Source organism: Porphyromonas sp. CAG:1061 (assembly GCF_000435035.1).
GTDB classification, from domain to species: domain Bacteria; phylum Bacteroidota; class Bacteroidia; order Bacteroidales; family Porphyromonadaceae; genus Porphyromonas_A; species Porphyromonas_A somerae.
The window spans coordinates 13,172-24,304 of sequence record NZ_HF988916.1; the positions used below are offsets into that span (position 1 = coordinate 13,172).

At 51.2% G+C, this 11,133-nt stretch carries 14 protein-coding genes and 1 pseudogene; 1 reads left to right on the top strand and 14 read right to left on the bottom strand.

Annotated features, from left to right (window positions below; genetic code table 11):
* Together QVO39_RS04960 and QVO39_RS04965 are read right to left on the bottom strand one after the other, a co-directional pair.
* Nucleotides 1–296 (bottom strand): AIR synthase related protein (locus QVO39_RS04960; protein ID WP_288171783.1); only part of this gene is annotated, 296 nt, incomplete at its 3' end.
* Nucleotides 297–303: 7 nt separating this feature from the next.
* Nucleotides 304–1,251 carry an HU domain-containing protein gene (locus tag QVO39_RS04965; RefSeq protein WP_021903261.1) on the bottom strand — a complete coding sequence of 316 codons (948 nt, stop codon included), beginning with the start codon at nucleotides 1,249–1,251 and terminating at the stop codon, nucleotides 304–306.
* Between the two features lie 164 nt (nucleotides 1,252–1,415).
* On the opposite strand from QVO39_RS04965, the gene QVO39_RS04970 reads away from it, so the two are divergent.
* On the top strand, nucleotides 1,416–1,919 hold the full coding sequence (locus tag QVO39_RS04970) for a hypothetical protein (RefSeq protein ID WP_018027499.1): 504 nt from the start codon (nucleotides 1,416–1,418) through the stop codon (nucleotides 1,917–1,919).
* 259 nt (nucleotides 1,920–2,178) lie between these two features.
* On the opposite strand, the gene QVO39_RS04975 is transcribed toward QVO39_RS04970, so the two are convergent.
* The 12 genes and pseudogenes from QVO39_RS04975 to QVO39_RS05030 all read right to left on the bottom strand — a co-directional run.
* The gene (locus QVO39_RS04975; protein WP_021903262.1) at nucleotides 2,179–3,192 is read right to left on the bottom strand and encodes a S24 family peptidase; all 1,014 of its coding nucleotides are present in this window, start codon (nucleotides 3,190–3,192) and stop codon (nucleotides 2,179–2,181) included.
* A gap of 12 nt (nucleotides 3,193–3,204) precedes the next feature.
* Nucleotides 3,205–3,582, bottom strand: a complete 378-nt coding sequence (locus QVO39_RS04980) for a VOC family protein (RefSeq protein WP_288171791.1) — start codon at nucleotides 3,580–3,582, stop codon at nucleotides 3,205–3,207.
* A gap of 18 nt (nucleotides 3,583–3,600) precedes the next feature.
* Nucleotides 3,601–4,092, bottom strand: a complete 492-nt coding sequence (locus QVO39_RS04985; RefSeq protein WP_021903264.1) for an alanyl-tRNA editing protein — start codon at nucleotides 4,090–4,092, stop codon at nucleotides 3,601–3,603.
* A 14-nt stretch (nucleotides 4,093–4,106) separates the two neighbouring features.
* Nucleotides 4,107–5,000 carry a DUF8429 coiled-coil domain-containing protein gene (locus tag QVO39_RS04990; protein ID WP_021903265.1) on the bottom strand — a complete coding sequence of 298 codons (894 nt, stop codon included), beginning with the start codon at nucleotides 4,998–5,000 and terminating at the stop codon, nucleotides 4,107–4,109.
* A 12-nt stretch (nucleotides 5,001–5,012) separates the two neighbouring features.
* Complete coding sequence (locus QVO39_RS04995) at nucleotides 5,013–5,684, bottom strand: DUF3256 family protein (protein ID WP_021903266.1); 672 nt, start codon at nucleotides 5,682–5,684, stop codon at nucleotides 5,013–5,015.
* Nucleotides 5,684–7,096 carry a glycoside hydrolase family 125 protein gene (locus QVO39_RS05000; protein ID WP_288171784.1) on the bottom strand — a complete coding sequence of 471 codons (1,413 nt, stop codon included), beginning with the start codon at nucleotides 7,094–7,096 and terminating at the stop codon, nucleotides 5,684–5,686. Before QVO39_RS05000 ends, QVO39_RS04995 begins: the two co-directional genes overlap by 1 nt.
* Before the next feature lies 1 nt (nucleotide 7,097).
* The gene (locus tag QVO39_RS05005) at nucleotides 7,098–8,510 is read right to left on the bottom strand and encodes a PDZ domain-containing protein (RefSeq protein WP_288171785.1); all 1,413 of its coding nucleotides are present in this window, start codon (nucleotides 8,508–8,510) and stop codon (nucleotides 7,098–7,100) included.
* Nucleotides 8,511–8,592: 82 nt separating this feature from the next.
* A complete protein-coding gene (locus tag QVO39_RS05010) occupies nucleotides 8,593–9,120 on the bottom strand; it encodes a chromate transporter (RefSeq protein WP_021903269.1) in 528 nt (175 codons plus the stop codon).
* On the bottom strand, nucleotides 9,117–9,707 hold the full coding sequence (locus tag QVO39_RS05015) for a chromate transporter (protein WP_018027490.1): 591 nt from the start codon (nucleotides 9,705–9,707) through the stop codon (nucleotides 9,117–9,119). Before QVO39_RS05015 ends, QVO39_RS05010 begins: the two co-directional genes overlap by 4 nt.
* Before the next feature lie 51 nt (nucleotides 9,708–9,758).
* On the bottom strand, nucleotides 9,759–10,610 hold the full coding sequence (gene murI / locus QVO39_RS05020) for a glutamate racemase (protein WP_021903270.1): 852 nt from the start codon (nucleotides 10,608–10,610) through the stop codon (nucleotides 9,759–9,761).
* Complete coding sequence (locus QVO39_RS05025) at nucleotides 10,610–10,984, bottom strand: YccF domain-containing protein (RefSeq protein WP_021903271.1); 375 nt, start codon at nucleotides 10,982–10,984, stop codon at nucleotides 10,610–10,612. Before QVO39_RS05025 ends, murI begins: the two co-directional genes overlap by 1 nt.
* Nucleotides 10,985–11,012: 28 nt before the next feature.
* Nucleotides 11,013–11,133 (bottom strand): annotated as a pseudogene (locus QVO39_RS05030) (methionyl-tRNA formyltransferase); the annotation flags it as partial.

The following is an 11,133-nucleotide window of genomic DNA, read 5'->3' on the forward strand; positions in this document are numbered from 1 at the left end:
TGTGAAAGGCCAAGGGAGAGTGTTAGTTGTCGTGGCGTTCCGCCCATGCCAATGATTTCCGACACGGCCGAGGTGACTGCCTTAAAGCCTAAGTATTGAAGAGGAAAGTAGACAAGGTCGAAGTGGATGCCCTCCAGTAGCAATTGGCTCGCCACCAATTGTTGCCCTCCCGAGGTGGGGGCTACCAGTGCGGCATCGTCCGTTGGGCCAAGTAGCGTAGAGGCGTGGCGGGGTTTCTCCAGCCCCTCAATGATATGGTCGCGGAGTCCAAAGGCTCCCAACTTGCTGATCTCCATAGGTCGATTATTGCTTATGGATCCAGGCGGTGCTAAAGGCCTCCTCCTTCGTTAGCTCACGGAGGTAGGTTTGTGCCTCCTCGCTTGTCTCAAAGCTAGCGGCATAGAAGCGGTGTAGCCCACGGCTCGAAACCAGTACACCGCCCTCATCGGCAAAGCGAAGGTAGTTGCTATTTTCATTGATAAATTTATGAGCCATAGCCTCATTTGGAAGCGTTGCTACCACCACATAGTAGCGGCCTAGCTGCTCGGTCCCCTCCGTGATACGGAAGCCTTCAAAGGTCGGTACTTGTACCTCCTCCACCACTGGTGTAGGCTCCTCCTTCTGCTCCGCTACCTGCTCTGTGAGGAAACCAGCTTGGTATTGCGTTACGTTGCTAGGTGACTGTAGCTTTTGATTGGGAATGAAGATCGCCATCGCCACCATTGCAGCAGCTACTGAGCCATAACCGAGGGTCCTGAGGTTGATAGGTAGGTAGTAGATGTGCCCCTTGAGCCCTGCCCGACGCTCTGCCACTTCTGTGGTCGCTTTGGGGCGAGGTAGCATCGCTACTGGGCGTAGCCCGTAGTAGTCGATAGAGAATGGGTGGTGTGGATTGGGGATAAAGGTGAGATTCATCTCCCCTTTCGACTGTACCAACTTGCCCACTTCGCCGATCTCCACTACTCCGCTAGAGAGTAGTTGGGCTCGGAGCTCCTCAATGTCCTTCTCCATAATAGAGAGGGAGCGGCGATAGCCAAAGGAAAAGGCATCGCTGTAGCTCTTCACCAGCACCCCATCATTATCCTTCAGTGCTGCATTGAAGGAAATGCGACAGCGCCCTGGATAGATTAGCCCCTTCTGTTCATCTGCCACTGCTGGCTCGTGATGCACCAAAAAACCACCGATCCCTGGTACCACTACGCACTCCTCAGTGTAGAGAAGTTGCTCTATTTTCCTCGTTAGTCGTCTCATAATTCTACCTTATAATTCATTCTCCTATCACACAAAGATACCTATTTTTCCATAAACCGATAGTGGCGGTTGAAGGAAAAGAAGGGAAAGATCTACCAATTTTCAAGAAAAAGAGTACCTTTGTGGTAGATAATAGTATCAGATAAACTAATAAATTAAATGTTATGAAGAGAAAATTAGCCCTCGCAGTAATGGCTGTCGTAGCTCTATTTGGTCTACAAGCCAATGCTCAGAATGTAATGCAAAAAGGTACTAGCATCGTATCTGGTAGCCTTGGTATCACTAGCAGTTCGCTCCCTATCTACGCCTCTTACGACTATGGTGTGGTAGATAATCTATTCCAAAGCCCTGATGCTGCCCTCTCTGTAGGTGCCCTCGGTGGTGTGGTCCTAGGCAAGCATACTCTAGGGTATGTTGTTGGCCCTCGTGTAGCGATGCACTACCACTTTATCCCTGAGCTAGATACCTATTTCTCCTTGATGCTCGGTGCCTACGGTTACCACTACAAAGACAAGAAAGAAGGGGTGGATATTAATAAGTGGACACACGACTTTGACTGGGGTACTCACATTGGTGCTCGCTACTTCTTTACCCCAACGGTGGGTATGTTCCTTGAGCTAGGATATGGATATTCTTATGCCAATGTAGGTCTCTCCTTTAAGCTCTAATCTTTAGAGAGCACTCTGTAAACAAAAATAGGCCGAAGGGGCAATCGCCCTTTCGGCCTATGTGTTTATGAATGGTACCTGTATAAGGGAGCAAAAGTGGAGTTGCAACTAAGCGATCGGCGAGTTGCAACTAAGCAAATGACGAGATGCAACTAACCAATTGCTTAGTTGCATCTCAATTTTTGCCTTGGTAGGGAGTTGGTTATCAGTTGGTTATAAGGGGGCTGAAAACCACCTGTATTGGAGGTGGATTTGGGTGTTAGTACTTCATGGAGCGGCTGACCAGTTCCACTACGTTGTATACCCCTATGATGTCTTTTAGGTGAAGCACGATGTCGGGATATTCGGGGTTGAGGCTATGGCAGGTGATGGTGTCATTTTCGAGGTCTTGGTCGATTACTTTTTTGATGATGATGCCCTCGGAGTAGGTGGCAAAGACAAAGTAGTACCAGTTCTTACGGTGTAGACCTAGTGACCAATACTCCCGTGCCACTTCGCGACAAAGTACCTTATCCCCATCGCAAAGGGCATTGGTGGTGCCGTCGTCCATAGAGGCACCTCGGACGGTGAAAATATAGTAGCGACCTTTGTACCTGCGATCGACTGGGACGGAAAGGGTCTGCAACCCTTCAGGATCGGGGTCTCCGTATCCCGTAAGTCGCCCAGCCACTGCGGCATCAGGTATGATGGGGAAGCTCATCATCTCCGCCACTTTGTAGGGCGTTGCACTCTCTACCCCAGGCTCTTGTAGTGGCTTGATATAGACTTCCCCTCGCCCCCACAGGAGCCATTCTCTGCCATATTGAGGGAAGCGCTCGTAGATGAGCTGCATGGTATTGTTGCTGGGCCGTGTCTTATTTTGCAAAGCTCTATAGATAGTGCTAGGGTGGGTGAGACCAATCTCCTTTGCAAAGTCTTGCACGCTGTATCCCTCCTGCTCTACCACGTAGGCGACACGTTTCCAGCGAGCACCACTTGCCTCATCGGGATCCACCTCTAGCTTGGTCCTCATATTGCCGGTACCATCGTAGAGCCAGTCGCTTGAGTACTCCTTTCCATAGACCTCCAAAAAGCGGTCTAGGAAGCGATGCGACAGATACTCCGAAGCAAGGCTAAAGGCTCCTCGCACGGTGGAGATATTCATCTCCAACTTCTCAGAAAGATCGGCATAGTTTTCAATCAGATCCCTGCTGACTAGGCTCTCGTATATCTTGAGGAGCCGACGCTTGATCTGTAGCTTGTGCTTGGGGTCGATAGGTGGTTTCTGTGCCATAGAGCTGAGTGGTTACTTGAGTGGAAGTACCTCAATCCAATACCCATCTGGGTCTTGGATAAAGTAAAGACCCATCTCGTGATTTTCGAAGCAGATACAGCCCATCTCGCGGTGATACTCTCGCCATTGGTCGTAGTCGCCCTCTACACGAAGGCAGAGGTGATACTCGAGGTCGCCAAGATTGTAGGGCTCCTTGCGGTCGCGTAGCCAAGTGAGCTCTAGCGTAAAGCTGGTGGTACCGTCACCGAGGTATACTAGGATAAAGGAGCCATCTGAGGCCTCCTTTCTCCTCACCTCCTTTAGGCCAAGTGCTTGCTCATAAAAGCGGAGGCTCTTCTCGAGGTCAAAGACATTGAAGTTGAAGTGATCGAATCGGCTCTTTAACTTTATCATATAATCTGTGTTTATTTATTCATCAAATGTGGAGTCGCTCTCGTAAAGGCGGTAGCGGATACGCCACCTTGCCCGCTCAGGGTCGTAGGCATTGGAGTAGATCTCTACCCGCCCTATCTGCTGAGTGTGTGCCACATGGCTACCGATGCAGAGGCAGGTATCGTAATCGCCCACCTGCACAATGCGTACCGCCTCCGAGGAGTCGTGGGGGATGCGACTAAGGTCTACATCGTACTGCTCCGCCTCTTGGCGTGTGGTGGTGAGGTAGGTGACGGGTAGGTCTTGTCGGATTACCCTATTTACCTCCTCCTCGAGTAGCTGGGCCTCCTTATCGCCCATTGGTTGGGTGGTGTGGAAGTCTAGCCGCGACTTCTTGCGCTCCACGTGGGCATTGATGCTCCGCTCGGTATCAAAGAGACGGCACATAGCCTGATTGATGATGTGCTCAGCGGTGTGCATCGGTGGGTATTCCTCCTTATTGTGGCTATTGTATTGTGGGTCTGGCATAGCTGGTAGAGTCCTTAGAGTGCAAAGGTAAATCGACCGATGATGTAGCCATCGGCAAAGATCTCTACACGGTAGTTGCCCTCTACTAGATATTCCTCTATATCCCAGTACATAGTGAGGGTCGTTGCCTCGCCACCATACTCCACCTGTCGCTTGATAGAGTAGGGTACTTTGCCCCCTTCAAAATTGAAGTGACCGCTCTCGGCGGGCTTCTGTAGAAGTACCTCGTCGGGGGTGATGATACGCATATAGATGTCGCGGAAGCCTGGTTTGGCGGTGACATTCTTATCAATCGTAAAGCGGAATTCTAGCTGACGCATCTGCTGGATACGCTTGGTCTCCCGCCCTCTTGAATTGAGGCGCCGTACATTGAAGCTAGAGACAGAGAGCTTGCTAGCAAGGGTCACCTGCTCGGTTAGCTTCGCCTTTTCCTCCCGTAGCTGTGTCCGCTCGGAGGTCACTTGGCTTATCTGTCGCTTCACCTCTTGATTCTCTGTGCGTAGCTCGGCATTGGCTCTATTGAGGGAGTCAATCTGCACCACATAGTGCCTGAGTACTTTGCGGAGCGTCTCTAGCTCACGGCGTAGCTCCGAGATCCGTGCTGCGTTGGTACTCTTCACTGTCCGTAGCTCCTCCATCAGGCGTTGTACTTTGGCCTGCTCCGACTCTAGCTGGTGGAGGATGGAGTCGTTGCTCACCTCTATCTTGAAGCCCTCGTACTGAAGTGCCACCTCGTTGTATTGCTCTTGTAGCTCTTGCTTCTCGATCTCAGCGATATTCTGAATGTCGGTGAGTTGGCGACGCTGGCGAAGGATGGTGTAGATGCCACCCGCTATCAGGAGTGCCAGTAGGATAGCCCCTACGATAATGAGTGCTTTCTTCTTGCGTTTTGCTTCTTCTGTAGACATACTATATCAGTTTTATTTTTGGCTCCTTAGTTGTCCCCTCTTCCATTGATAGGTCACCCCATCTGGCTTTATCCATTGTCCCGCTTCGGGATATAGTTTTTGGTAAAGCGGTAGGTCGAAAGTGGTGACTTTGGTTGATAAAAGCAGCTCCGTTGGTGACCATTGATAGCTGTAAGCGAGGGTACCGACTTCCGAGAGCACCCGCTTTGTATTGTTGCGATTCAGAAGCTCAGGGTCGGTCACCAACTGAGCTAGTGGCGGGAAGCGGAAGTAGCTCGAGGTATCAAGTCGCCGCCATTGCTTATCGTAAAAGATGAGCACCGACTGCCATGGCACTACCTCACTCGTCAGTACAATACTGATCATATAGCCTCGCCACCCCTTTGGTAGCACCTTTAGCTGCATACTACTCATCTCATCCAGCTGCAGATCCAGGTAGTCTTGGGTGAGTGTGCGGATATTTGACGCTGTGCTGGTGAGGGAGTTGGGGATCTCCTTTAGGGTATAGATACGCCCCTCCTTATGGGCATCGTACTGAGCTAGTAGATCTTTCTTTCGCTCCTCGCTGAGAGTGGGCATCACGGTCTGTGGCATTGAGAGAAATAGCTGACGGATATCGACTCTCTGTGCCGTGGCAGAGAGAGCTATCAGTAGGGTCAGTAGGCTAAGGGAGAGTCGTCGCATCACTTGAGTTGATTGAGTAGGTCGAGTTTGCCTTCATCCACCAGTCGGAGGATCAGCTCTCCGAAGAGAGAGTTTTGCCATGCAAACCACTCGCGGGTGAAGTTGGTCGCATCATCCTTGTGGAAGGATTCGTGCATAAACCCAGTCCCAGCATCGGTATCGAGTAGCATCTGTAGGCAATAGGCAATCTCTGCATCGTCCTTTGAGGTGAATGCCCTCATCATAATGCTCATCGGCCACACCATATCATATCCGATGTGTGGCCCGCCGATCCCTTCGCCGGCACTCCCTTTGAAGAAAAAGGGATTCTGCTCACTCAACACAAAGCGACGTGTATTCTGATAGATAGGGTCATCCAATGCGACATCCCCTAGGTAGGGCATTGCTAGTAGACTAGGTACATTGGCATCGTCCATTAAGTAGTGGTTGCCAAAGCCATCCACCTCGTAGGCATAGATCTTGCCAAAGGTCGGGTGGTCGTAAACGGCATACTTCTGGAGTGCCTGCTCCACCTCATTGGAGAGGGCGGAACACTCCGCTGCAAGCTCAGGTAAATGGTTGACCGCGGTTAGGATCTCAGCCATCTTGCGAAGTGAGGTGACCGCCATAAAATTGCTAGGCACTAAGAACTGGAAGTGGGTGGAGTCGTCGCTTGGACGAAAGGCACTTGCGATAAGCCCTACAGGGCAAACTGGCTCGCCCCATCCGATGTTGCTCTTACCGTCAGTACTACGGTCTGTAACCCGCAGAAAGCGGTAGCTTCCTCTCCCCTCCTTGCGTTGCTGGTCACGGAAAGTGACAAGGATATTCTCCACTGCCTTTATCCAGGTCGCATCGAAGATAGAGCTATCGCCCGTCGCCTTCCAATAGGCGTAGGCGAGGCGTATTGGGTAGCAGAGAGAGTCAATCTCCCACTTCCGCTCATACACACCAGGGAGCATCTGCGTCTCATCGCTCTCCGCCCACTTTGACATGATCGGTCCATCAAGAAAGGCATTGGCAAAAGGGTCAAGGTTGATCTGCTTCAGCTGCATACGGATCACCCCCTCTATCATTTGGCGGAGGTGGTCGTCTTCACCCACATACCTCAGGTAAGGCCACACCTGCGCTCCACTATCACGGAGCCACATAGCGGCGATATCACCTGTGTAGACAAAGGTCTCGGGCAATCCCGCGTCATCTAGCCGGAAGTGCACGGTGGTATCTAGGGTGTTGGGCAGACAGTTGCCAAACATCCAGCGGAGTTTGTCGTGCGTTATTAGCTCCTGAACCCTCACGATATCACGCTCTATCACGGGCGAGGAAAAGAGACGCTCCTGCTCCTTTGGGCGCTGGCTTTTATAGTCCGTTGCTGATGCCACTGAAAAAGTAACGAGTAGCAGGCAACATATCAGTATATTCTTCTTCATCATATTACATCAATTCGATATAGTCCTCCTTCTTCAGTACTGGCTTCATCGCAATTGGGATCACCTCATCACCTCGCTTAATCTCTACTACAATATCCTCAATGATAGGTTCGTGGACGTATGGGCGGTGGCTAAAGAGGTAGGTGAAGGCACCCTTGTACTTAGGGTTCTGCATCTTCTCAGCTATCTCCTTGTACTTATCTAGTCGCCAAAACTTATTGCCGTCAAAGCCATCGCTACTAGGGAAGCGAGTCTCCTCGTCGCGGAGCAGTAGGCTCTTCTTCAGAAAGGCGTGGTACCCATCGGTCATCGCCTTTACAGAGGCCTCCAGTGGCAAGCCATTAATGGTGAGGATACGGTCGCCCGGCAATAGCCCTGCTCGCTCTGCTGGACTTCCCTTCTCCACCCAGAGGAGTCGCTGTAAATCGTCGGCATCAAGGTAGATACCGATAGAGCGATAGGTGTTTTTGTGCATGACAAAGGTAGGGTTGGAGATATAGCGTAGAAAGGGGAAGTTGGAGAGCAATAGCGGTGCAAAGTTATCGGCATAGGTCTCCACACTATAGGCACTATTGAGCCGCTCCCTTGCCTGCACACTCCAGATCAACTTCTGTTGCTTTGCATCTGAGATCTGTACCACCATCGTCAGTAGGTGCGACCCTGTGAAGCTAGGCGCGTTGATGCTATGGAAAGGGTACTGCTGGATATCCCCAGTGTGTGCGTTGAAACGATAATTCTTAAGACCCTTCTCCACGTCACTCTCAGCCCCTTCACGGTAGTTGGGGTTAACGGCAAGGTCAGCTTGCACTGCCACCACCAAGTCTCCCCCCTTCTCCTGATACTTCAGACCTTTACGTACCAGCTCTTCGTAGATATTACGCTCCAGCACCGTCGGCCTACGACCCGTAGCGAAGCTAAAGCTACGATACTGTGCAAAGTCAATACGCTCGGGAGCACGGTAGTTAAAAGGCATAGTAAACCGGCGAGTAGTCACATCCTCCACACTATACATATTGAAAGCCCGAGCCAACATCGCTTCCGAGATCGCCTGTGCGGGGACGCAATGTTTGCGGATAGTGATCGGCTTCTTGCGGTACCCGAAATTGGTCACTTGTAGCTGCACACTTCCCGCATTGGGATCTAGGAGCACACGATTGATCTCCTCTTCGCTCATCTCCTGTGTATTGACCCCATTGATGGTCTCAATAATATCCCCAGGTTTTAGCCCCGCTTTGGCAGCAGGTTGATCGGGTACCACCTCCACTACTACCGCATAGGAGTCGCCCCAATTCGCCTGATAACTGATCTGATATAGTAGCCCTACTTCACACCGACTACTCTGTACACCCACCTTCTGAGCCATCACTGAGAGGGCACTCAGTAGGCAAAGGGCAGTCATTATAGTTATTCTCTTCATTGCTCTAGTCATTTTCAATAAGTTACTGATACCTCAAAGATACTAATTTTCAGCCACATTACGGAGTAAAAATGGGCCTTAGTTAGATGTAGATAAAGTATCCAGCGATACCGCCGAGGATAATCACGAGGATAGGGTGGATCCACCTCATCACCACTGCCACAAAGGCTAGGAGGAAGAGGATCACACTAGTAAGGTCCACGAAGTTTTCTTTATTCAGAAGAAGCAAAAAGGCTGCTCCAATCAGTCCAACAGCGGCAGGGCGGATCCCCACAAAGAGAGCGTTGAAGTGCCGATTATTCTGAATGCGTGCAAAGGAGACGGAGATGAGCAGCACCAGCACAAAAGAGGGGATCATCACCGAGACGGTGGCAGCAACAGAGCCCCACACAGAGCCGGTAACGGTATAGCCTATATAGGTGGCGCTATTGATACCTATAGGGCCAGGGGTCATCTGCGAGACCGCCACAATGTCGGTAAACTCTTGCATCGTGAGCCAACCATAGTTGGTCACCACCTCCTCCTGAATTAGGGAGAGCATCGCATACCCTCCACCAAAGCCTACCAAACCAATCTTGAGGTAGACCAAAATAAGCTGTAGGTAGATCATTTCTCCTCACCTCCTTTCGACCGAACTATATATATGGTGTAGAACCAGCCCAAAAAGGCCGAAATAAAAATCACCGCTACAGGGCTCACCCCCAGTAACCAGATGCTCAGCGCCACTACAATAGGGATCCACACCCACTTCCATCCAAGTCCCAAAGCCTGCCATACCGTGATGGTAGGGGCGGCAATGAGGGCAACCACTACTGGGCGTATCCCTTTGAAGATCGCCTCCACCGTGGGGTTGTCCTTCACATCACTGGCAAACATCGCCAGCAACAAAATGATCACAAAGCTCGGCATGGTACCGAAAAAAGCACAGACCAGCGCCCCCAAGAAGCCCTGAATGCGGTACCCCACAAAGATAGCAATATTCACCGCCAAGATTCCTGGAAGTGACTGCGCCATTGCAAAGAGGTCAATAAATTCTTTATCTTCTAGCCAACCATACTTATCCACTACTTCGGTGCGGATCAATTGGATCATAGCCTGACCGCCCCCAAAGGTAAAGCCACCAATGAGGAAAAAGGTCTTCGCCATCTGCAATAACTGGCGCCAATCGCGTCGCTTCTGTAGCCCTTTCTCTTTCATATCTACAAAGATACCATTTTAACTCTCTCCCCTTCCCAATAAATTCCGTAGCTAGGTGAGGGAGATGTGGGTGACTTGATCGGGGGAAACCGTCTCCTGCATAAAGTAGTCGGCCATGGTGGCAAAGCGGTGGTCGGCCTCGGTAGTGGCGTAGCGGGCCTCGCCGTTGGTGGTGAGTCGCTCCTCCATCTCTGGGTGTCGCCGTAGGTAGTCGAGGAGAGAGTGTGCCACGATCTCGCCCTGGGCGATTACTTGGATCTCCTTGGGGAGAGCTTGCTCTATTCTGGGAAGCAGAAGCGGGTAGTGAGTGCAGGCGAGGATCAGTGCCTCCATTTTTGGTGCTGCACTCTGGAGAAGCGAGAGGTCACGCTGAATAAAGTAATTGACCCCCACATTGTCATCAATCTCACCCCGCTCCACAAGGGCCGCCCAAAGGGGCGTTGCCTTTTGTACTAGGTGGGCGTTGGGAGCATACTTCTCCATCTCAATCTGATAGGAGTGGCTCGCAACGGTTGCTTCTGTTGCTACCAGTCCCACCTGCATCGGTTGTTGCTCAGTACATCGGCCGAGGTACTCCACCGTCGGACGTATCACCCCAAGGATTCGCCGTGTAGGGTCGGAACTATTGGGAAGGTCACACATCTGCAACTGCCGGAGGGCTCGTGCCGAAGCGGTATTGCAAGCTAGGATCACTAGCGGACACCCTTGGCTAAATAGATAAGCGACCCCTTGGCGAGTGTAGCGGTAGATTAGCTCAAAGGAGTGCGACCCATAGGGGGCACGAGCATTATCCCCGAGGTAGAGGTAGTCGTATTGGGGCAACCACTTACGTAGCTCCCCAAGCACGGTCAGCCCTCCATATCCCGAGTCAAAGACCCCTATGGCACCTTTGCCCCGCAACATCAGGGGTTAATAATGATTTCGCGTCCGAAAGGAGACAAAGCCACCTTTGCCATCTTGAAGTGCTTAGTCCCCCATGGTATACCTACAATGGTGATACAAAGGAGCAGCCCTATTGCTACGTGGGTAATAGCAATCCAGATGCCCGCAAATATTGCCCAAAGGATATTGCCAAGAAGCCCAATAGGATTGCGGCTAGAGGGCGTTACCTCGCTCCCAAAGGGGAAGAGCATTACCATTCCTAGTTTGAAGGATTGCAGACCGAGTGGAATACCAATGATGGTGACGCAAAAGATCAATCCTGCGGTGAAGTACTCCAAGGCCGAAGCCAATCCGCCACAGATCCACCAAACAATGTTGAGAAGTAGATTAACCATATTCCTAATATATATAGTGTGTAACTAACTAAATAAATCGCCCGCCCTCGGGAAAGCTATTGCCGAGGAGGTAATCATGGATAGTGGTGCGTCGCTTATTAGGAAATTGCACCTCCCACAGCTCCACAGCCCCTTCAGTGCACTGCACC